The 22817-nt window shown below is 47.7% G+C and carries 21 protein-coding genes; 5 read left to right on the plus strand and 16 right to left on the minus strand.

The features are described 5' to 3' along the window. The first annotated feature begins 9 nt into the window (after window positions 1-9). Window positions 10-366: a DUF805 domain-containing protein gene (locus tag IE181_RS14790; protein ID WP_191254239.1), complete on the plus strand. Its 357-nt coding sequence runs from the start codon at window positions 10-12 to the stop codon at window positions 364-366. 87 nt (window positions 367-453) lie between these two features. Here IE181_RS14790 and IE181_RS12100 read toward each other — a convergent pair whose 3' ends face one another. Together IE181_RS12100 and IE181_RS12105 are read right to left on the minus strand one after the other, a co-directional pair. Beyond that, complete coding sequence (locus IE181_RS12100) at window positions 454-1161, minus strand: hypothetical protein (protein ID WP_191253291.1); 708 nt, start codon at window positions 1159-1161, stop codon at window positions 454-456. Window positions 1162-1272: 111 nt separating this feature from the next. Then, window positions 1273-2172 (minus strand): glycerophosphodiester phosphodiesterase family protein, encoded by a 900-nt coding sequence (locus IE181_RS12105; RefSeq protein ID WP_191253293.1) that lies wholly within the window; start codon window positions 2170-2172, stop codon window positions 1273-1275. A 43-nt stretch (window positions 2173-2215) separates the two neighbouring features. Between IE181_RS12105 and mazG the strand changes: the two genes are divergently transcribed. After that, entirely contained in the window at window positions 2216-3019 is an 804-nt protein-coding gene (gene mazG / locus IE181_RS12110) for a nucleoside triphosphate pyrophosphohydrolase (RefSeq protein ID WP_191253296.1), read from the plus strand. Between the two features lie 51 nt (window positions 3020-3070). Here mazG and hflX read toward each other — a convergent pair whose 3' ends face one another. From hflX to dusB, 9 genes are all read right to left on the minus strand, one after another. Further along, window positions 3071-4408 carry a GTPase HflX gene (gene hflX, locus IE181_RS12115; RefSeq protein ID WP_191253298.1) on the minus strand — a complete coding sequence of 446 codons (1338 nt, stop codon included), beginning with the start codon at window positions 4406-4408 and terminating at the stop codon, window positions 3071-3073. Between the two features lie 38 nt (window positions 4409-4446). Beyond that, window positions 4447-4692, minus strand: a complete 246-nt coding sequence (gene hfq, locus IE181_RS12120) for an RNA chaperone Hfq (RefSeq protein WP_191253307.1) — start codon at window positions 4690-4692, stop codon at window positions 4447-4449. A gap of 145 nt (window positions 4693-4837) precedes the next feature. Beyond that, on the minus strand, window positions 4838-6229 hold the full coding sequence (locus tag IE181_RS12125) for a potassium transporter TrkG (protein ID WP_191253309.1): 1392 nt from the start codon (window positions 6227-6229) through the stop codon (window positions 4838-4840). 62 nt (window positions 6230-6291) lie between these two features. Next, on the minus strand, window positions 6292-7668 hold the full coding sequence (gene trkA / locus IE181_RS12130) for a Trk system potassium transporter TrkA (RefSeq protein ID WP_191253311.1): 1377 nt from the start codon (window positions 7666-7668) through the stop codon (window positions 6292-6294). A gap of 3 nt (window positions 7669-7671) precedes the next feature. Continuing rightward, the gene (ntrX, locus tag IE181_RS12135) at window positions 7672-9066 is read right to left on the minus strand and encodes a nitrogen assimilation response regulator NtrX (protein WP_191253314.1); all 1395 of its coding nucleotides are present in this window, start codon (window positions 9064-9066) and stop codon (window positions 7672-7674) included. Between the two features lie 22 nt (window positions 9067-9088). Next, the gene (locus tag IE181_RS12140; protein WP_191253316.1) at window positions 9089-11449 is read right to left on the minus strand and encodes a sensor histidine kinase NtrY-like; all 2361 of its coding nucleotides are present in this window, start codon (window positions 11447-11449) and stop codon (window positions 9089-9091) included. Between the two features lie 54 nt (window positions 11450-11503). Next, window positions 11504-12958 carry a nitrogen regulation protein NR(I) gene (gene ntrC, locus IE181_RS12145; protein WP_191253318.1) on the minus strand — a complete coding sequence of 485 codons (1455 nt, stop codon included), beginning with the start codon at window positions 12956-12958 and terminating at the stop codon, window positions 11504-11506. Further along, entirely contained in the window at window positions 12955-14055 is a 1101-nt protein-coding gene (locus IE181_RS12150; protein WP_191253321.1) for a two-component system sensor histidine kinase NtrB, read from the minus strand. The genes ntrC and IE181_RS12150 overlap by 4 nt, the downstream gene beginning before the upstream one ends. A 3-nt stretch (window positions 14056-14058) precedes the next feature. Then, window positions 14059-15045 (minus strand): tRNA dihydrouridine synthase DusB, encoded by a 987-nt coding sequence (gene dusB / locus IE181_RS12155; RefSeq protein ID WP_191253322.1) that lies wholly within the window; start codon window positions 15043-15045, stop codon window positions 14059-14061. Window positions 15046-15107: 62 nt separating this feature from the next. On the opposite strand from dusB, the gene IE181_RS12160 reads away from it, so the two are divergent. Both IE181_RS12160 and IE181_RS12165 read left to right on the plus strand, forming a co-directional pair. Next, window positions 15108-16292, plus strand: a complete 1185-nt coding sequence (locus IE181_RS12160; protein WP_191253325.1) for a bifunctional 2-C-methyl-D-erythritol 4-phosphate cytidylyltransferase/2-C-methyl-D-erythritol 2,4-cyclodiphosphate synthase — start codon at window positions 15108-15110, stop codon at window positions 16290-16292. 23 nt (window positions 16293-16315) lie between these two features. After that, window positions 16316-16822 carry a phosphatidylglycerophosphatase A family protein gene (locus IE181_RS12165; protein ID WP_191253327.1) on the plus strand — a complete coding sequence of 169 codons (507 nt, stop codon included), beginning with the start codon at window positions 16316-16318 and terminating at the stop codon, window positions 16820-16822. A 3-nt stretch (window positions 16823-16825) separates the two neighbouring features. Here the strand turns inward: IE181_RS12165 and IE181_RS12170 are convergent, their stop codons facing one another. After that, window positions 16826-18919, minus strand: a complete 2094-nt coding sequence (locus IE181_RS12170) for a S9 family peptidase (RefSeq protein WP_229819410.1) — start codon at window positions 18917-18919, stop codon at window positions 16826-16828. Between the two features lie 141 nt (window positions 18920-19060). On the opposite strand from IE181_RS12170, the gene IE181_RS12175 reads away from it, so the two are divergent. Further along, window positions 19061-19552 carry a CinA family protein gene (locus IE181_RS12175; protein ID WP_191253330.1) on the plus strand — a complete coding sequence of 164 codons (492 nt, stop codon included), beginning with the start codon at window positions 19061-19063 and terminating at the stop codon, window positions 19550-19552. 6 nt (window positions 19553-19558) lie between these two features. Here the strand turns inward: IE181_RS12175 and IE181_RS12180 are convergent, their stop codons facing one another. From IE181_RS12180 to IE181_RS12195, 4 genes are all read right to left on the minus strand, one after another. Beyond that, the gene (locus tag IE181_RS12180; RefSeq protein WP_191253332.1) at window positions 19559-20002 is read right to left on the minus strand and encodes a type II toxin-antitoxin system RatA family toxin; all 444 of its coding nucleotides are present in this window, start codon (window positions 20000-20002) and stop codon (window positions 19559-19561) included. A gap of 9 nt (window positions 20003-20011) precedes the next feature. Then, entirely contained in the window at window positions 20012-20926 is a 915-nt protein-coding gene (gene lipA / locus IE181_RS12185) for a lipoyl synthase (RefSeq protein ID WP_191253334.1), read from the minus strand. Between the two features lie 121 nt (window positions 20927-21047). Further along, the gene (gene lpdA, locus IE181_RS12190; protein WP_191253336.1) at window positions 21048-22445 is read right to left on the minus strand and encodes a dihydrolipoyl dehydrogenase; all 1398 of its coding nucleotides are present in this window, start codon (window positions 22443-22445) and stop codon (window positions 21048-21050) included. Window positions 22446-22448: 3 nt separating this feature from the next. Next, the gene (locus IE181_RS12195) at window positions 22449-22808 is read right to left on the minus strand and encodes a cupin domain-containing protein (protein WP_191253339.1); all 360 of its coding nucleotides are present in this window, start codon (window positions 22806-22808) and stop codon (window positions 22449-22451) included. Between the last annotated feature and the right edge of the window lie 9 nt (window positions 22809-22817).

Raw genomic sequence — 22817 nt, forward strand, 5'->3', positions numbered from 1 at the left:
GAATCATTTATCTTATTCTTTAAAAACTATTTTGATTTTAAGGGCCGCACTTCTCGAAGTGGGTACTGGTTCGCAGTACTAAGCATCAATATTTTGAGTTGGATATTTGCAATATTTGATATTATCATTTTTGGAGGGCAAACTATTGCCCAACAACCTATGGGAAATGTATTCACAATATTAGTATTGCTACCTAGCATTTCTCTCGGGGCTCGACGTTTACATGATATAAATCGTTCAGGCTGGTGGCTACTTTTGTGGTGCACTATCATTGGAATAATCCCCCTCCTTTATTGGGCATGTAAACCGGGGGACAATCAACAAAATGACTATGGTCCTGATTTTGAAGCCGGGAAAGAGACATAATGTTTTGCTGACTTATATAGCGTTTCAAATGCCATTGAATTCAATATCAATAACGTTCATTGAATTCATATAAGCTTCCCTGTGACCTTACACGGTTGGTGGATACCCTATCAGTGTATGAACAATAGACGCCCAATGTTCGGACGGTGCGTAACCCATCACTAATCCTGTTTTTACAATTAGTAGCAACACACCAAACAATGTCGCCTTGTGTAGCTTGCCTATTCTTTTGAAGTCATAAACGACTAGAGCAAGAAAACAGAGAACGATTACCAGAAATCCAACACCAGGCGGTACATCCAGTATCATCGCAGCACGGGATGTTGCTGGCATCAGCATAATTAAGCCCGCGATCAACATAAAGCGTTTATGGAAAAACGGTTTGGGCCTGTGCAGCAGCCCCAGACCGTATGCGAGGAGAAATGCAACAAGATCAGACCAATTGACCATGGCAAATTGTTCAATTGTGTCAAACTCGTCCGGGTAAAAGCCCCTCTCCCAACTGCCGTGCCATGCGAGTAAGCCCGCAAGCATCATGCCCATCACTAAAAAAATGCTGAGTTGGCCCAAAAGGATATGCGCGGCAACCTTGCCCGCGGCAATATGAGAGGCTTGCAGGTAAAATACGATATACCACGTAAGAAATAGCCCCCCATGCACCATCAACATGAATGGCATCGGCTGGGCAAAGTTCTTACCCAAGGCGATAAAAGTCCCAAAACTACCGGCTACAATGACAATTAGTAGACCGGCCATATATTTGAAAAAAGGCTCACCTCTTGATGCAACCATCATATTCCTCCCCTAAATCCCGGTTTAGTGTGCGGGGCAAAGGAAAGATTGTCAATCCAGCGGCTAGAATTCTACAACTCCGATGAAAAATGGCTATCCGACGATATTAGCATCCTACTTTCGGCAACATGAATTTAACAGTTCCTGCACGACCCAGTGGCGATCCGTGGCAATAATATCTGCTCCCTGCTGGAACAGGTTAAGATAGCCATCCGTATTGCCGGACAGTTCAAACTTGCGATCAAGCGCCAATGGACCAAAACCCAGGGTGCCTTGCATAACCAGCATTCCTTCACTGTGAAGACGGTCATACATTACTTTTGCCATTGGTTTCAGGCCAGCCCACGCTACAACGCGGTTCAGCGGTACTCCGCTTCCTTTGACTGCCTTTAATTCATCTGCATTTCGAATACGCACAGACAACATAATGTTTGGCGCAAGCTCATTATATGCTTTGGCTTGTTCCAGATTGTAGGTAATTGCCATGACGGAGTTACCTGCGTCAGCTTTTCTGACGACTTCCATCACAGCAGCAAAATCTGTCTCAGGTTTGATATCCAGATTTAAAATGCCCTTACCTTTAATAACCTTAAGAGCATCAAGAAGTGTCGGGACACGATAATCTGTGACTGCTCCCTCATTATCCTTTAGATATAAAGCTGACACGTCTTCCCAGCTTGCGGCAGATACATCCCCTTCCCCGGTTGTAGTTCGGTCCAGTGTTCTGTCATGCATTAAAATCAATGTGCCATCACGAAGCGTTCTGACGTCCACTTCCATGATAGCTGGACCATAGGTCATGGAGTTTTCAAGCGTCTCAACTGCATTTTCTGGAAAGCCCGGCATGGAACCGCCCCGGTGGGGACTGACAATTGGCTGAAAGCCATTATCATACGACAAATAGTCCGTAAGCAGCTTGCCCTGAAAACCATTTTCAGCGGAAATACCAACAAAGCTGATTGCGCTGACGGCCAAGGCCAGTATCATAGCCGAGAATTTAATTGATAGTCGCATGTTTCCCTCCGACGGTAATTACAGGTTTTGAAGTTACAGCCCCATGAAAAAACAGCAATACGATATTTCCGATCTCCTTGAAATAATGAAAAAACTTCGGGACCCAAATGGCGGCTGCCCCTGGGATCTGGAACAAAATTTTGAGACCATAGCGCCCTATACAATTGAAGAAGCCTACGAGGTAGATGAAGCAATCCGTGCAGGCAACATGGACGAATTAAGAGATGAACTGGGGGACTTATTGTTTCAGGCTGTATTTCATAGCCAAATGGCTACAGAAGAAGGTCATTTCACCTTTAAGGATGTTGTTAACAGTGTTAGCGAAAAAATGATCCGCCGACATCCACACGTATTTGGTGATACCGAGATAGCAAGTGCTGAAGCACAGATTTCAGCGTGGGAAGAACAAAAAGCAAAAGAACGCGCTGCTAAACAAAGTAAGTCGGTTCTTGACGGGGTAAGTATCTCCCTCCCCTCCTTGCTAAGGGCGATAAAACTTCAAAACCGCGCTGCACGGGTGGGCTTTGATTGGCCACAAACCGATCAGGTTCTGGATAAGCTATTGGAAGAATCAAAGGAACTTTTGGACGAGGTGCAACAGGGTGCCTCAAAAGACGCAATCAAAGAAGAAATGGGAGATTTATTGTTTGTTATGGCAAACTTTGCCCGGCATCTGGATGTTGACCCGGAAGAAGCCCTGCGCGCCGCCAATGCCAAGTTTGAGCGCCGTTTCCACGGTATAGAACAAAAACTTCAAGCACAGGGGAAAACACCGATAGATTCTTCACTTGAGGAAATGGATGCCCTGTGGAACGAAGTTAAAAAAGAAGAAAAAGCCAACACATAAAATGACATAGTGAAAGCACAAGGTGACTATTCCATGCGCTTTCACTTTGATTTATTTCCGGAAACGACCCCAGGCAATAGGATCAACCGAAATCGTAAAGGTCATCCCGTCCTCACTTGCGCTTTCATCCAGAATTTTTGTATTGGCACGAATCCAGGCTTGTGTGGCGCCGTCCTCGTAAGGAACCAAAACAGTCTCAATCAAATTCTTTTCACTAAGTAGCCTGTCCAGTTCGGCTATTAAATCATCACAGCCCTCACCAGTTAAACCGCTCAGAAGAATTTTATCCTGATAACGTTCACAGTATGTGGTCAATGCCTCAAACTCTTCAGCGCCTAACAAATCCGCCTTATTCATTGCCTCCAATACCGGTGCAGAATCTTCTGCTCCAATTTCTACGCCAAGTTCGCGCAAAACACCTTCCACATCCTGTTTCTGGATTTCTGTGTCTTCGTGGCTTGCATCGCGGACATGAACAATGACATCTGCTTCCAGCACTTCTTCAAGTGTGGCGCGGAACGCTGCCACAAGCGTGGTCGGCAACTCGGAGATAAATCCAACAGTATCAGACAGAATAATCGTCCTGCCAGACGGTAGGTCAATCCGCCGCATGGTTGGATCCAGAGTGGCAAAAAGCATGTCTTCTGCCAATACCTCAGCATCAGTTACGCGGTTAAAGAGTGTAGACTTACCGGCATTCGTGTAACCAACAAGTGCTACGACAGGATACGGTGCTTTCTGACGTCTTGCCCTGTGCAGCGTCCGCGTCCTTGTGACTTGCTCCAATTGACGACGAATTTTCGTAATCCGGTCCGTGATTATCCGCCGGTCACTCTCAATCTGGGTTTCACCAGGTCCCCCCATAAAGCCAGAACCACCTCTTTGTCGTTCAAGGTGTGTCCAGGAACGTACGAGACGTGATTTCTGGTAAACTAGGTGCGCAAGCTCAACCTGCAACTCCCCTTCTTTGGTATTGGCACGATCACCGAAAATTTCCAAAATAAGAGCAGTCCTGTCGATGACCTTTGCTTTGATACCCCGTTCAAGGTTACGTTGCTGAATTGGTGATAATTCGCAGTCGAAGATAACCAGATCAATCTCTTCTGCTTCCACCTGAAGACGCAGTTCATCGACACGTCCAGGCCCGATAAAAGTTGCGGGCTTAATGCGCCTCAAAGGCGCTAAACTCGCTTCTACAATCTCAACATTGATTGCTTCAGCCAAGCCAACAGCCTCTTCAAGGCGCGCGGACGGTGACCTTGCAGCCGCACTTGCTGCTGAATGATCCTGTTCGAACGGATGTATAACCAGGACACGTTGCCGTTCGACTTTATTCTGTAAATAGCCAAGGCCGTCTGTCGACCAACCACTACCTGATTGATCGCTCATGAACCTTCCCCCTTGAAGGCAAAGTAATATTCAGACAATCAGGCCTCGTTGTCTTTCTCAGGCTCAAAGAGAGAGAGTGGCCCACCTGGCATAATAGTAGAAATCGCATGCTTGTAGACCAGCTGCGAATGTCCATCGCGACGCAATAACACACAAAAGTTATCAAACCAGGTAATTACACCCTGAAGTTTGACGCCGTTCACCAAAAACACCGTAATTGGCAGCTTTGATTTTCTAACAGCGTTTAAGAAGACGTCCTGAAGGTTTTGATTTTTTTCTGACATGGACGGTCCGTGCCCTTTTTTATCAATTTGTTTAACACAATTATTATTTTACAAATGAACAGAAGCAGCCTTTGGAAGACCCCTGCACCATTCAAACGTAATTATATGTCAGAGAATTACAAGTTTGGCTAATATTTTTTTATAGTTATCTCTGCCAAAACGTTCTGGCGAGCAACGCCATGAATACTGACATCTCCACCCTGCCGAATAACATGACGAAAGACAGGATCAAATAATCCAGGTCAGCCAGACCTGAAAATCCAGCAAATGTTGGGTCAATGGACGTCGCCAGCGGGCCGGATAATGTTAGCCCTGTAAATGCGAGCACAATAGCATCCTGAAAATGCATACCGAATACTGCGAAGACTATACAGATAAAGACCATCGCGATCATGAAGCTCCCAAAAAGAAGCCATACAGATTCAATATCCTGTTTTGCCAATCGCACGCCTGACAATTTAATCGGCACAACACCGTGAGGATGTGCAAGCCTGCGTAGCTCACTACGTGCAAGCAAAGTCAAAACCCTAAATCGTAACTGTTTGATACCGCCGCCGGTCCCAGTAACCGTTCCGCCGATAGCCGCAAGAATGAATAAGGAAATTGAAAGAGGCAAGAGAACTCCGTCCAGTTCCAGTGTGTCCGTGACATATCCGGTGGTGGACAGGGCAGATACGGATAAGAACAAAGCGTCCCATGCCCCGTAATCGCTTTCCCCTTTTGGAAGGACCGTCAGACACATACCACCAAGCAGCGCCATAATCATAACCTGTTTGGTTTCTGTCGTCATGAAGCGTACATTTCTGGCCTGCTTTAACTTTGCATAAAAGTAATCCCAGTGCAGCGATGCCATGACCATAAAGATCAAAACAATAATCTGTGGGCCCAGTCCTAGTACCTTATTCCCCATATCATGAGAAATGCCCGTTGTACTGATAGTCCCCATTGCCACAACCAAACTGTTAAAAGGGTCCATCCCGGATACAATAAGTAAAGTCAGGCAAATCAGCGTCACAAGAAAATAGGCCGGGACCAGGGCTCGAACAGTTGAACGCAGACGGGCAGCCCCTGCTCCGCTGTCTCCTAACTGCAACTTGGATTTGTAAGCCTGGAGCCCCCCAGAATTTAGACTGGTCAAAATGGACAATGTCAATGCAACGGATATCAACCCGCCACACCAGGCGATGATTGCGCGCCACAATGATTCCGCATGGGTTGCCGGTTCATCATCCGTATAGGCACTAGCCCCATTTGTTGTCAGCATGGAAATCCCCTCATAAAGGGCAGCAAACGGGCCACGGTCAAAGTGCATAAAATAAAAGGGGAAGGCAACAGCTGTGCCAATGGCTAATCCCGCCAACAACGGCAAGAATATTGACGCGACTTTCACTGGCACCCGGACTGCCGAACGAAATCCCAGGAAAAATCCTCCCCCGATAAATAGTGTCAGAACAATTGAACTACCAAAGGCAGAAGCTGCCTCTGGCTCACCTTCGACAAGCGCTACAAGAAATGGCAGAACTTCAAGTGCGGCCACTCCCAGCAACCAACAACCGAGCAGATAATAAATTCGGTTCTGCCACATGGGCCAAAGGTCCTTTAGAAGATATCTGCGCGTGCGGAAAAGAGCTGTTCAATTTTACGCACAGCTTCGGACATAGCCAGAATGATAACTCTGTCATCTGGCTCCAGAACGGTTTCAGGTAACGGCACTAGTATCTCATCGCCTCGAACTATCAGTCCAAACTTCGCAGAACTGGACAATCGCAATTCCGAAATCTGTTTACCGGCAACCTCAGATGCTTCCATAACTTCTGCTTCAATAATTTCAGCCTGTCCTTCACAGATAGAGTGCAAATCACGAATCCGGCCCCGCCTAACATGGCGGATGATAGAGGAAACAGTCGTCTCCCGCGGGTCAAGGGCAACATCAATACCTAGCGAGCCAACAAGCGATGAGTAAACAGGATTATTCATCAAGGTTATGGCGCGCTGTGCCCCTGCTCGCTTACCCAAGAGTGAAGCAAGAATGTTAACCTCGTCATCATTAGCCACCGCAACAATCGTTTCTGTTTGGGCCATATTGGCTTCGTTCAGGATATCTCTATCCAATGCGTCGCCATTGATAACCACCGTTTTACTCAGATGCTCTGCAAGGCTTTCAGCGCGTTCGCGGCATTCCTCGATAATTTTTAAATTGGAAACAGAGGGCCTGCCTTCCAGTTTTTCAGCCAAGAACAGGCCAACATTCCCTCCACCGATAATCACAATTCGGTGCGCAGCCTGCTCCTCATGACCGAATACCGCCATCGCACGTGCGGTGGTAGATTCTTCCACGGCAATATAAATGGAATCACCCGCCTGCAACTGATCATCACTTCTGGGGACAAAAATCTTTTCTTTACGAACAACCGCTAAAACCGTGGTTTTCAGGTTTGGAAATAATTCAGTCAGCTGTCTAAGTGGTGTGTCAATTACAGGACAGTCATCATCCAGCTCTAGTCCAATGGCGCGAACCCGGCCTTCTGCAAATGGCAACATATTAAAGGCACCCGGAACTTCCAGGCGTCTACACATTGCCTCAGCTACTTCCATCTCTGGTGAGATGATTACATCAATTGGCAAATTTTCCCGAGAGTATAAATCCCGCCACTTATCCCTGAGGTATGCCTGATTTCTAATCCGGGCGACTTTTGTTGGCACCCTGAAAAGAGAATGAGCAATCTGACAGGAAATCATATTCACTTCATCAGAAAGAGTAACCGCTACTAATAGTTCACTATCAACAGCCCCTGCCCGGTCAAGCATCTCCGGATCAGCCGCGTTACCGACAAGCCCCTGAACATCCAGTGACTCGCTAATCTTACGAACCAGCTCAGGTGACTGATCAATCACGGTGACATCATTTTTCTGCGCGGCAAGATGTCTCGCGATATTAAAGCCGACCTGACCAGCACCACAAACAATTACCTTCATGTCTTAGGATCCTTCTTCCTCGGACTTGGTGTTCCCGTTAATACCAAGGGACTTCAGTTTGCGGTGGAGGGCAGAACGCTCCATTCCTATGAACGAAGCTGTCCGCGATATATTACCGCTGAAACGATTGATTTGTAATTTCAGATACTCTCGCTCGAAGGCTTCACGGGCCTCTCTCAGCGGAGTACTCATAATAACATTATCACCACTGTTATGTAGCATATCATTAGAATCACTACTTATTTCCCGTGGCAACTGATCAGCCTTAATCTCTTCGTCGCTGGATTCCCCGCTCATAATAACAATCCGTTCGACAATATTTTTCAACTGTCGAACGTTCCCTGGCCAGGAATAGGATTGCAGGGCTGCAATAGCGTCTTCTGATAGTTTCCGGAGAGGACGGCCCGTAGCCTCTGAAAGTTTGGTCATAAAATGATCAACCAGCTGTGGGATATCTTCACGCCGCTCGGACAGGGCGGGCATGGACAGTGGCACAACATTTAATCGGTGGTACAAGTCCTCTCTGAACTTGCCCTCTTCGACCATCTCCTGCAGATCGCGGGATGTTGCAGAGACAACCCGGACATCAACCCGGACCCCTGTACTGCCACCAACACGCTCAAATGCCTGGTCTGTCAAAACACGTAATATTTTTGCTTGTGTCGGAAGTGGCATGTCAGCCACTTCATCAATGAACAATGTACCCCCGTGCGCCCGTTCAAAAAGACCGGTTTTTACGACACCGCCATTCTGTTCTACGCCGAAAAGCTCCTGCTCCATGCGGTGGGGTTCCATTGAGGCAGCCCCCACAACCATGAAAGGACCATTAGAGCGCAGGGACCGCGCATGTATCAAACGGCCTGCTACTTCCTTGCCCGATCCAGACGGCCCCTGCACCATCACCCTACTATTAGTGGCAGCAACCCTGTCGATAGACTGACGGACAGAATTTATCACAGCAGATCGGCCCGTAAGATCGATTGAGAAAGCGGACCGCTTCTTAAGCTCTTCGTTTTCTCGACGCAGCTTTTCATTTTCGGTGGCACGCTGAATAGTCAACAGCAAATGATCAGCCTCAAAGGGTTTTTCAATGAAGTCATACGCACCCTTTTTAATCGCAGCAACAGCAGTTTCGATATTGCCGTGACCACTGATAACGATCACCGGCAAGTCGCGGTGACGTGATTTAACCAGCTCCAACAGTTCAAGACCATCAAGCTTGCTACCGTGCAACCATATATCAAGCACCATAAGAGACGGCAAACGCGCCTCAATCTCTGCCAGACCACCATCGCTATCCGCGGCTGTTCTGGTATGATATCCTTCGTCTTCCAGAATTCCGGAAATCAGTTCCCGGATATCCTCTTCATCATCGATAATCAGAATGTCTAGGGCCATTCTTTCTTATACTCCCACTTCATTATTCTGCTGCATTCATGTCAGCCTTCTCGCTGTCTTTTTGTGCTTTTTTCACAAGTGCTTTCGCCGAAAGGCTAAACATTGCTCGAGCACCTATCGGGGACCGATCAGTAATTTTGATTGATCCGCTATGTTCTTCAATGATTTTTCTGACTATCGCCAAACCGAGCCCGGTACCCTTGGCACGGGTCGTGACATATGGCTCCATCAGCCTGTCGCGCTGTTCTTGCGGCAGGCCAAGGCCATTATCTTCGATAAGGACATCAACTGTATCATCACTTTGCTGAACGGTGACAGTAATCATGCCAGGCTCAATGGTATCACTGCCTGCCTTACGGTCTCTCATCAGTCGTGCTTCCACAGACTCTGCAGCATTTTTCAACAAATTAGTGACAGCCTGTCCAAGCAAGCGGCCATCACACATCAGCATGTCCACATTATCAGGAAAATTAGTACGGTAGATCACATCACTCCATGCAACGCCCTGCAAAAAGACAGACTGGCGGATGATATCGACAACATCCGTTTCCCGGTAAATTGGCGTTGGCATCCGTGCAAAGGAAGAAAACTCGTCCACCATCCGACGCAAGTCCCCAACCTGCCTGATGATCGTATCAGTACACTGGCCAAAAATTGCTGGATCTGTGACAATTTCCTTACCGTATTTTCGTTTCAACCTTTCGGCTGATAACTGGATAGGCGTAAGCGGATTCTTAATTTCATGCGCGATACGTCTGGCAACATCTGCCCATGCAGCCGTTCTTTGGTCTGCTAGTTGATCCGTTAGATCATCGAAAGTCATAACATACCCACCAATCAGATTACCTTCTGATTGTTCAACGGAAATACGAACCAGCAATGTCCGCATGGCATCGCCAACTTCAAGCTGGATTTGTCGCATGGCAAGAAGCTCATCTGAATCTTCCGCGTCTTTTAACAAATCGCTGAATTCGGGCGCGATAACATCCAGGGTTTGCCCAATCAAATCTTCCTCTGATTTGCCAAGAAGCTGACAAGCCGACTTGTTTGGCAGGAAAACACGCTTGTCTTTCTGTAAACCAATGACACCTGCAGAAACGCCTTCCAACACTTCCTCAAGGAAGCGGCGGCGCTCGTCCAGTTCAAGGTTCGCAGCCAAAAGATCCTTTTGGTGCCTCGTTAGCTGGTCAGTCATACGGTTAAACGCACGGGACAGCATTCCCACTTCGTCGGTTGACGGCAGACTTGGCACACGCGCCCCGTAATCCCCTTGCCCTACGCGCTCCGCTGCATCAACAAGATAGGAAAGCGGCGTCACCAGCCGGGATGAGAACCAAAGCCCTGCCCAGATCGCAGCCAGCAGGATAAGCAATGCGACAACAATAAAGACAACATTGAACTGCAACTGAATATCTGTGCGCTGCCCTTCCATAGTAGCGTAATCAGTAACAGCCGTACGCGTATTCGCCAGATATTCAACTACCTGCGGGTTCAGGTCACGCGATACATAAAGATATGTTGGTTCAAAGAAGGACCGGAGCCTGACCATGGCTATCATTGTATTATCGGCTGTATTGGTTGCGACAACCGATTCTTCTGACTCCACCCTGTTTAGAACATCAATTGGAATGCGGTTTGTTGAAAGCTCCAGCCCCTGACTTGCACGTGCAAGCACCACCATGGCACCAGTTTCAACTTCAGCAACAATGACTTCTGAGAGTAATCGCGTGGTCAGCGCTGAATCGGCGACTTTTTGCAGTGTAATCGAATCCCGTTGTTCCAGCGGGCTAAGGTTATTAAAGGCAAAGGCAATCGCCAGCATGTCCTGCTCAATCGAGGCACGATGTTCTACCATATAGCCCTCGGCGACTTCCAGAGAGTTATTTAGGACAGAACGCACCTTTTCGCTGAACCATGATTGAATACCATATTCAAGAAACAAGGCAGAAAACACCGCCATAATGATCGGCGGAATGATTGCGATGGTAATGAAAACACCTGTGACACGCCTGTGCAGACGGGATCCCGCAGCTCGTGTCCGCTTGTCAAACCATACACGGGCGAACCACCTTCCAATCAGTGCTACCAAGAGAAGCAGAAGGGTAAAGTTTACATACAGCAAGACACCCATGGTTCTGCCTGACGTCACCTCAAAAGGGGCGTCCTTGCGCGACATGGTAATATAGGTGGCAATGGCTGCTACAACAGCCAAGACAACAACCAGCACTTCCAGCTTGTTCACAAGCTTAACATGCCTGGCCCAAAGCATCAGCTTCGCCAGCCGTCTACTCCGTGCCGCCTTACCCGGATACATCAAATCCGGCGACTTGTTTTTTGAGTAGGCACTAATTTTTTGTTCCTGATCTCTTTGCATGATTGCCATGATGCATATTTGTCACATCAGTTCTACAATTATCACACCTAAGCCTGATATTTTTCACTTATTCCGATCAGTAATGCCCAATTCCCTGATTTTTTTGCGCAGTGTATTTCTATTCAGCCCCAAAAGATCAGACGCTTTTACTTGATTGCCCGATGTCACTTCGAGCACTTTTTGAATCAGAGGCCTTTCCATTTCCCGCAGTATACGCTGATACAATCCAGAAGGCGGTAAGCCGTCCTCATGATGGTCAAAGTACTGATCAAGGTGTGCACGGATTGTCTGGGACAAGTTTGCCCCTGAAACCGGCGTCATAATGGATGTTGGCCCACCTGAAAGGTTGGATGTAGAACGATCAAGCTCCTGCTTGATGACGTCACCGGTGATCTCTTCCTCAGCATAAAGGGCACAGACACGCAGTAACATATTCTCAAGCTCGCGAACGTTACCAGGCCAGTCAAAGGCCATCAGTGTCTTTTTAGCACCCTCTGTTAGTGTCTTCTTGGGCAAGCCAGAATCAGTCGCTTTTAAAAGAAAATGATCGGCTAGTAGCGGGATATCATCTTTACGATCGCGAAGCGGAGGAATGTTCAGCGGCACAACATTCAGGCGAAAAAATAAATCTTCACGAAAATCACCACGCCTAACCAAGGTTCGCAAATCCTTATTCGTCGCGGCAACAATCCTGACGTCCGTCTTAATCAGGGCATGGCCACCGACGGTTTGATATTCCCCCTCCTGCAGCACTCGTAACAGTCTGGTTTGCGCCTCCAGCGGCATATCACCGATTTCATCAAGAAAAATGGTTCCGCCCTTCGCCTGACCAAAGCGTCCCAATTTCCTGGTCTCTGCACCGGTGAAGGCACCACGCTCATGGCCGAACAATTCGCTTTCAATCAATTCTTTTGGGATTGCAGCCATATTGACGGCAACAAATGGGTGATCACGTCGTTGGCTATGTTCATGGATTGCACGGGCAACCAGCTCTTTGCCTGTACCACTTTCCCCGGTTATCATAACGGTTAATTCGGTTTGAACGACCCTTGCCATCGCACGGTAAATCTCCTGCATGGCAGCAGACCGGCCAATCAGACGCCCAGTATCCTCAAGCGAGCTTCCGCCCCCCTGGTCTGAGCTAAAGGCCGTTTTTAAGCCTTTTTTGACTGATGTTACCAACGCATCAATATCAAATGGCTTGGGTAGATAATCATAGGCGCCGCGACTGCTTGATGTCATTGCAGTTTTCATTGTATTCTGTGCACTCATAACGATGACCGGCATATCAGGTCGTGCCGTCAGAATTTCTGGCAACACATCAAGACCATTACCGTCAGGCATTATCACATCTGTAATCACCATATCCCCGCGACCTTCTAGCACCAGTCGCTTTAACTCGTAAACATCTTCGGCCTCTATAACCGTCCAGCCTTCCTGCTTCAGGGCTTCACTAACAACAAAGCGAATTGCATCGTCATCATCTGCCACCACAATTGTCGGTTTTAACTTGCTCATTCTTTTAGCCCCTTAGCCATTTCCGCACCCTCATCGGCCAATGCCAGTTGCACTTTAAAAATTGCGCCGCCCCCTGCCCTGTTATCAGCAGTCACAGTGCCTCCCATCTCTGAAACAAACCCTGCGACTAATGCAAGTCCTAGCCCGGACCCCCCCTCCTTGCCGCTGACAAAGGGGTCAAATAAATGGGCGCGCAGGTCTTCAGGTATGCCAGGGCCTCGATCCATGACCGTTATCTCAACAGGAAGGCGCACGCGCTGCCCTTGTGAATTGGTCAACCAGATACCGTGCTTATAACCTGTTGTAATTGTTATTTCTGATTTATTTTCAGATACTTCTGATGCATTCTTAATTAAATTCAAGAAAACCTGAACCAACTGATCAAAGTCCCCATAGACAGGCGGCAAAGAAGGATCAAAGCGTGGAATGATAATATCGTCTTTTGCAAACCCCGCCGTCGCAAGGTTTAAAACATGATCCAAGACTTCGTGAATATTCACCTGGCCATAGTCACCCTGCACACCACTTCCAAAGTCCTCTAATTGTTCAACAAGGGATTTGATGCGGTCAACTTCTTTACAGATAAGTTCAGTCATTTTCAGACTAGCTGTATCCCCACCGCGACCGAGTAGCTGCGCAGCACCTCGAATACCAGACAAAGGATTTTTAATCTCATGTGCCAGCATTGCAGCCAATCCCCGCACGGAACGGGCTGCAGCCTCGACATCATCGCGCTTTTCCAGAAACGCCGTAATGCGCCGCGGCTGGATGGACAGTATCACCTTGCCCGTCGACATATACGGGTTCGCGTGCAAGTCAACCAGCTCAATATCACCAATTACTGGACGACAACGAACATCATAACTATTCAAAGGAATGTCTTCAGCGCGAGACCTGCTTACAAGCTCCAATGCCTTGCCGCCCACACCAGGCAGCAGATCAATAGCCTTGCCCTTCAGGCTCTCTTTACTGCGCTGGAAAATATGCTCTGTCTGGGCGAAAACGTCTTCAATCCGATTATTCGGACTAATCAGAACAACTGCCTGGGTAAGACCATGGAGTATTTCTGATTCAAGGTCGACGAGATCGCCCCCCATGGCTTAGGCCGCCAATTCTTCGCAAAGAGGTAAGTAAAACTCTTTAAGTGCCACTTTCACGTCTGCCGGATCATCCAGATGATTGACATGATTACGGAATTCCGCAGACCCTTTCAGGCCTTTCGTATACCAACCAAGGTGCTTACGCGCCATCCGAACCGCTGTATCCACACCGTAGTGATGCAACATATCTTCATAATGATCCAGAATAGTCTCTAACTGCACCTCAAGCGATGGGTCAGCAATCCGCTCGCCTGAACGCAGGTATTCGATGACCTGCGCCGGGAACCATGGACGACCATATGTGCCGCGGCCAATCATGACGCCGTCTGCGCCTGAATCCGCCAGCGCCTTGTCCACATCCTCAAGTGCATTGATGTCACCATTGACGATTACTGGCAAGTCCACTGCCTTTTTGACACGGCCTACTGCTGCCCAATCAGCATGCCCTTTGTACATCTGATTTCGAGTACGACCATGGACCACAATCATTTTGACACCCGCTTCTTGTGCAATTTTTGCAAGTTCAGGTGCATTAAGGTGCTGGTCGTCCCAGCCAAGGCGCATTTTCAGAGTGACAGGCAATGATACTGCATTGACCGTTGCATGAATAAGGCTGCCAGCATGATCGAGATCTTTCATCAAGGCTGAACCTGCGTGCCCGTTCACAACCTTTTTGACCGGGCACCCCATGTTAATATCAATGATAGCGGCACCGCGGTCTTCATTAAGTCTGGCAGCTTCCGCCATTTTAGAAGCCTCACAACCAGCAAGCTGCACTGACATTGGGAACTCTTCAGCACAATTTGATGACATTTTCTCTGACCGGCGTGTTGCACGGATCATTGCTTCTGATGCAATCATTTCTGAAACAACCAATCCTGCACCAAACCTTTTCACGAGCTTGCGGAACGGCATATCAGTCACGCCAGACATTGGCGCAAGTATAACTGGGTCTTTGATTTCTATCGGACCAATGGTAAGAGCCATAAGAAATACCTTATAATAACTAAAACGACTAAATATTAGCCTGCTTAAAATTTAGGCACCTTATGCCAGAGAAAAAGATGGAAAGCCAGTCAAAGATACCCCAAAACACAATAATTGTTGTTGCTGCTGGACGCGGAAGCCGCGCAGGTGCTGGCATCCCAAAGCAATATCGACACATTGCTGGCAAAGCTCTTATCAGACATACTCTTGAGGCAATTGAAAAGACGGGACACTTCCAGCAAATTATTTGCGTAATACACCCAGACGATCAGACCTTATTTGATCAATCAACAAAAGGCATGCCACCTTACAGCTGCGTATTTGGTGGCAATACGCGTCAGGAAAGCGTTAAGAATGGACTAGAACTAACTGATATAAATAGTGAATATATATTTATACACGATGCTGCGCGTCCCTTCATACCATCAACTCTGACCAGCAATATTTTACAGACACTCCTTAAAGGAGTGAGCGGCGTTATTCCCGCAGTCAAAATTACTGACACCCTGAAGTCTGTTGAAGAAGGCACAATCCAACAAACCATTGATAGAACTCATTTATATGCCGTACAAACACCCCAGGCGTTCCCGGCAACACTATTAAAAGAGGCGCACCAGAGTGCACCGCATATGGACTTTACCGATGATGCCGCAGTTATGGAGGCTGCAGGACATGTTATGCATATATGCGAGGGCAGTCAGAACAATTATAAAATCACCACACAAGACGACTTTAAAAAAGCAGAGCGTGACATGATGACATCACTCAATGACATTCGAATTGGTAGTGGCTATGACGTCCACCGTTTTGAGGCTGGCACCATGGTAACCCTGTGCGGAGTTAAGGTGCCCCATACCCACGCTTTGAAAGGTCATTCCGATGCGGATGTTGCCCTGCATGCCCTAACTGACGCACTTCTGTCATCTATCGCTGATGGTGATATCGGGAGCCACTTCCCCCCTATTGAGCCACGCTGGAAAGGGGAACCGTCTATTACCTTCCTACTGCACGCAAAAGAGCTGATCGCGCAACAGTCAGGCTGTATCGCACATGTTGCAATTACTATTATTTGTGAAAGTCCGAAAATTGGACCTTATAGAGAACAAATGCAGACCTTTATCGCCGAAGCCCTTGAAATCCCTGTAAACCGAGTCAGCATACAAGCAACAACCACAGAAAAGCTCGGCTTCACAGGTCGAAAAGAAGGTATCGCCGCTTCTGCTACTGTCACCGTTCGCCTGCCATAAGGTCAAGTAACAAAGGAAACCTCATGTCAAAGCAAAGCCTGCACACTTGGAAAAACCGTCGCAGTAGCATCTCATACTGGATATCTGTGGGTCTTGGATCTGGGCTATTTCGTCCGGCTCCAGGGACATGGGGTTCCTTCGCAGGACTGCTGCTTGCCGTCCTGTTCATTAAAAACGGCATAACGCTGTTCGGTCTAGGTATTGCGATACTGATCGTCAGCATCCTAGGTAGCGTTGCAATTGATAAAGTAGAGAAGTTGTCCGGTATTCACGATGCACCCGAGATTGTTATTGATGAAATCGCAGGCCAGTGGATAGCCGTTCTACCCATCTTGATGTTTGCCCCCAGTTGGATTGCTTTCGCACTCGCATTCATCCTGTTTCGGCTGTTTGATATAGTAAAACCCTGGCCAATTTCCTGGCTCGACAGCCAAGTGCAAGGCGGGTTCGGTGTTATGGTGGATGATATAGTAGCTGGCATACAGGCTGCATTCATCCTGTATGCCATGTTTTTCTTTCAACTGATATAAGCCTTATTCGACTTTAAGTTTTTCGTTTTTGTCTTTGATTTTTCTGACATATTTATCAAACCAATCCTGATAACGAAGAAACACATCTTTCTGAAAACTTGGGCGACTAATACCGTGATGCTCTCCAGGATAGACAACCAGTTGCGTATCTATGCCGCGACGCTTTAGAACCTGATACATCTGTTCAGAGTTCTGAATGGGCACGTTCCAATCAAGTTGGCCGCCAATAACCAGGGTTGGTGTCGTGACCTTCCCCAGGTCATTGAACATATTGATGCGTTCCCATGCCTCAACATTCTCCCACGGAAGTCCCAGTTCTACTTCCCAGAAGTGCTGATAATGGTCATGGCCATAGTTTGCACGGAGATTTACCTCACTCGCACCTGACACCGCACCAGCGAAACGTTCTGTGTTAGTAATCACATAGTTGGTTAATATGCCGCCATAAGACCAGCCACCTACACCAAGCTTGTCGCCGTCACTAATGCCGGCTTCGACCAAATGGTCTGCAATAGCTTCAACATCCGCAGTGTCCGGCACACCCCAATTAGCGTTCAGGGAATATGTGAAGGCTTCGCCGTACCCCGTAGAGCCGTGCGGATTAGGCATAACGGTGATATATCCCTGTGCCGCATAAAACTGCCCCCAGCTATCAAAGGAGGTATCATGCTGCGCAGTTGGTCCACCATGTAAATGAAAGATGGTCGGGTACGGCTTGGATGCATCATAGTCAGCTGGATAGTATACGAAACTTTCCACCATTTCTCCGTTCCAGCCAGGCACTTTCAAGCGTTCCACTTTGGCAAGTTTCACACCGTCTAACAGCTCTTTATTCAGCGCTGTAATCTGCTTTGTCTTACCTTTTTCAATGATATGAATATTGCCTGGAACATGATGTGAAGACTGAATTGTAGCAATCGTACCCTTTGCGCCAATATCATACCCCCAAAGAGTGTGTTCGGCACTGCTGTGGGATTTTATTTTTCCTGATTTGACATTTACGCTCATCAGCGGTGCAGCACCGCCATCCTCCATCAGGAAGTAAATGTCTTTGCCGTTCTCTGAAAACTCTGGCTGGTAGACAATGCGGTCAAGCTCGGCCGTTAAAATACGGGCATCACCACTGCCGTCAGCACTGGAAACAGCTAGCATATCAGCATCATACCAAAGCTTTTCAGGTTCTGTAGAGGTAACATAAGCGATCATTTTGCCGTCTGGAGACCACACAGGGGAATGATCGTTGCCCTTGTTTTTGGTTACCTGAGTAAGTGGACGATCTTTAAGGCCCTTGTCTGCAGAGACAACCCAAATATCACCATTATTATTGGCATCCGGATCACCATCACGTTTGGAATAAAAAGCAATCTGTGTCCCATCAGGGCTCCAGACTGGATCAGAGTCGTCATAATCTCCAGACGTTATTTGCTCAGGCTTACCTTCTCCATCGAACAAATAGAGATGCGTACGAAGTCTGTCCAGATAGCCAACATAGTCCTGCTTAAACTGCAGGCGGTCAATCACATATGGCTCTGGCGAATCTTTACCTTTTGCCTTTTTGGCCTTTGTATCTTTATCTTTGCCTTCTTCTTCCTTGTCTTCTGGCTTAGGATCTTTAATCGCAAGTAACATACGAGATCCATCAGGTGACCAAGTAAAACCAGAGACGCCCTGTTTAACATCTGTATGCTGCTGGGCTTCGCCGCCTCTTCTATCCAAAAGCCAGACTTGTGATTTCAGATCTTCACCCTCACCACGTGTTCCAATGAAGGCAATTGAACTGCCGTCTGGGTTCCATCGTGGGCTGGAAGCATTAGCATATGCTGCTGTCAGCGGAATATGGTGTTTACCGTCGGTAGAGCTCATCCAGATTTGTGACTTGCCTTCGTCTTTGTCCATATCATTACGACGAACTACATAGGCAACCCAATTTCCATCCGGACTAACCTGAACATCGCTCGGGCGTTTCATAGCCACTAGCAAGTCAGCAGTTATGTGGTCGCTTTTCTCGACCTTTGCTTCATCAGCAGAAGCATCAGCAAATGACACTGTAGAAGTCATTGCCAATGCAACAGTTATTGCAATCATTGATGCTTTCATACAAATAGCCCCCATTACTCAATTATTGAAATAAGACGATAGAGCCTACTCAAAAATTTTTCATTTTACTATCGTAACTTTTGTTATTTGACTAAGCGGATCACACTTGCAAGTTGCTGTGAATTCTGGCTCACTAGTTTCATGTTTGAGCAAGAGATTATCGACCTTTCCAGCACTGTGCTGGACAAAGCCCGCCAGCATGGCCTGATGGTTACCACAGCGGAGTCCTGCACCGGTGGGCTGATCATTGGAAGCCTAACGGAAATTGCAGGATCATCTGATGTGGTTGACCGAGGTTTCATAACCTATTCCAATGCAGCAAAGCAGCAGATGCTGGGTGTATCCGCCGTCAGTATCGACCGTTTTGGTGCAGTGTCGGAAGCAGTTGCCAAGGAAATGGCATATGGTGCTATCTCGAATTCCTTAGCAGATGTCAGCGTGGCAGTCACCGGCGTTGCAGGTCCGGGTGGCGGCAGTATAGATAAACCCGTCGGCACAGTTTGGTTTGGCGCCTGCAAACAGGGCGAACCACCGATTGCTTTTAAAAAGCAATTCGGAGAACATTCAAGATCCCTAATTCGCAAACAAACCGTCATAACGGCTTTGGAAACATTTATAACCTTAATTGACTAAGGCTTCTTAGACCACAGGGTCCCCGTACAGTTCGTAGGCACGTTTCTCAAACGCACCTATCATCTTCTGCGTGGCTTCGGCAAACACTGTACCGATCAGCTTGTCCAGCAGTGCGCTTTTGAATTGAAACCGCACGTCAAAATCTATGACACAGCTTCCGTCTGGCTGTGGGATGAAATGCCAATGATTATATAACTCTTTCATCGGCCCGCGGATATAATCGACATATACCTTGGTCGGCTTATCGGTTGTCACGCGGGATGTAAATCGCTCCTTAAACATCTTAAAGCCAATTATCAGGTCAGCATCAAACTGACCTTCTTTTTGGTTATAGATACGGGCACCCTCACACCACGGCAGGAACTTGGGATACTCCCGCACATCAGAGACAAGATCAAAAAGCTGTTCCGCTGAAAAAGGAAGCGTTCGCTGTTCACTGTACTGCGGCACAGTATACTCCTATTCGGCCGCCTTCAGTGCAGCCAACTTTTGCTCACGTGCTGCCCGAAGTTTTTCAAAGTCTGCACCGGCATGATAACTAGACCGCGTAAGAGGCGTACTGGACACCAAAAGGAAGCCCTTGCCTTTTGCCATACGCTCATACGACTTAAATTCGTCCGGCGTCACATAGCGAACCAATTTTGCATGGCGCGGGGTTGGCTGCAGATATTGTCCGATTGTCATGAAATCAATATCAGCCATACGCATGTCATCCATGATTTGGCTAATTTCCATGCGCTCTTCTCCCAGCCCCACCATAATACCTGACTTGGTAAAAATACTCGGATCAACTTTTTTTACAGTCTCGAGCAGTCTGAGAGAGTGATAGTAGCGTGCACCGGGACGTATCTTCGGATACAGTCGCGGCACGGTCTCCAGATTATGGTTGAAGACGTCTGGCTTCGCTTCGGCAACAGCCTCAATCGCGCCAGGCTTGTTTCGGAAGTCAGGTGTTAGAATTTCAATGGTGGTCGAGGGACTGGTTTCCCGAATGGCCTTGATCACCTTGATAAACTGATCCGCACCGCCATCATCCAGATCATCCCGGTCTACGCTGGTAATAACCACATGGCTTAACCCCATGCTCGCCACAGCATCAGCGGTGTTTTGCGGCTCGTGTGGATCAACATTCAAAGGGCGACCAGTTTTTACATTACAGAAAGCACAAGCACGGGTGCATGTATCACCAAGGATCATAAAGGTCGCATGTTTGTTCTTCCAACATTCACCAATGTTTGGACATGCTGCTTCTTCACATACGGTGAACAAATTCTTACCACGCATCAATTTGCGCGTTTCGTTGTATTCCTTGGAGGTCGGCGCTTTCACCCGAATCCACTTGGGCTTACGCAAATATTCTTTTGTATCTGTCATTATTCAGTCCAACTCTTGGGCAATCCGCCGCAAACACTGATCAGAAAACTTGTCGCGGCTTTACCACGAAGACAGGGCGCATGTCTAGACATACCCCCTGCACCATACTGATACTACAACTTTAGAAATGAATAGCCCGTCCGTATGCGTCCAAAACGCTTTCGTGCATCATTTCAGACAATGTCGGATGCGGGAATACCGTGTGCATCAATTCCGCTTCTGTAGTTTCCAGCGTGCGTCCAACGACATACCCCTGGATCATCTCTGTAACCTCGGCACCGACCATATGAGCACCGAGCAGTTCCCCGGTCTTTTCATCAAAAATGGTCTTAACAAGACCTTCCGGTTCACCTAGGGCAATTGCTTTACCATTACCAACAAACGGGAATCGTCCCACCTTGACCTTGTGCCCTGCAGCTTTGGCTTTTTCTTCTGTCATGCCGACGGAAGCCACCTGCGGACGGCAATAGGTACACCCTGGAATGTTGCCTTTATCCATAGGATGCAGACCTTTAAGCCCCTTGATTTTCTCTACTGCTATCACACCTTCATGAGATGCCTTATGTGCAAGCCAAGGTGCACCGGCAACGTCCCCAATGGCGTGAAAGCCAGCAACGCCTGTAAAGCCCCACTCATCCGTCACGATATGGCCGCGGTCCGTTTTTATGCCAACGCTCTCCAAGCCAATATTCTCAATATTACCCGTTATGCCAATCGCAAGGATAACGCGGTCAAAGCTATCTGAAGTTTTCTTGCCATTTTCGTCAATCGTGGCAACGACTTTCCCGCCTGTGACTTTCAGTTCCGTCACCGAGGATTTTGTCTTCAGCGTCAGCCCCTGCTTTTTAAAGGCTTTTGCTGCAAAATCAGAAATTTCTGCATCTTCGACGGGCAACACGCGGTCCATCATTTCAACAACTGTTACATTTGAACCAAGGTCATTAAAGAAACTGGCAAACTCAATCCCGATGGCCCCGGACCCGATCACCAGAAGCTTGCCTGGTACACAGTCCGGCTGCAAAGCGTGCTTGTATGTCCAAATATGTTTGCCGTCTGCCTTCAGGTGCGGCAATTCACGGGCACGAGCGCCAGTTGCAATAATGACGTCCTTGGCAGCGACCTCTACCGTTTTACCATCAGTTTGTTTGACTGAAATTTTTCCTTTTCCGGTAATGGTAGCTTCGCCCGCAATGTGCGTGACCTTATTTTTTTTAAGCAAATGCCCAATACCGCCAGACAATTGGCCAGCAACACCACGGCTACGCTTAACAATGGCATCAAGATCAAAGTCAACCGTTGGAATCTTAAGGCCGAAATCTTTAGCATTTTTAGCAAGATGCAGCACCTCAGCAGACCTGAGTAAAGCCTTAGTTGGGATACATCCCCAGTTCAGGCAGATACCGCCCAGATGCTCCCGCTCGACACATGCCACCTTCATGCCAAGCTGTGCACCGCGTATAGCAGCAACATATCCGCCTGGTCCGCCACCGATTACTACAAGATCATACGTTTCAGCCATCTTCTAAATCCTTTCGGGTGTATCGACATGTCTGGGGTCATCGACACCACCTGTATGGTCGGTGCTGGCTTTCTCTATCAGCAGCACACTGCATTCCTCTTCTGCGAAGGGTTTGTGTTCAACACCCTTTGGCACGACGATTAAATCGCCCTCCTCAACCCATTCGCTACTATCTCTGTAGTCCATCCGAAAACGACCCTTAAGCACATAAAAAAGCTCGTCCTCCTTATCATGGGCATGGAAAACAAAATCACCTTCGATTTTGGCAAGTTTGATATGATAATCATCCATGTCCGCTATCAGCTTAGGCGTCCACTGCTCTGAAAAGCTTGCCAGCTTTTGTTGCAACTTTACGGGTTTCATTAATCTGCC

It is taken from the genome of Kordiimonas sediminis (assembly GCF_014656395.1).
Taxonomy (GTDB): domain Bacteria; phylum Pseudomonadota; class Alphaproteobacteria; order Sphingomonadales; family Kordiimonadaceae; genus Kordiimonas_A; species Kordiimonas_A sediminis.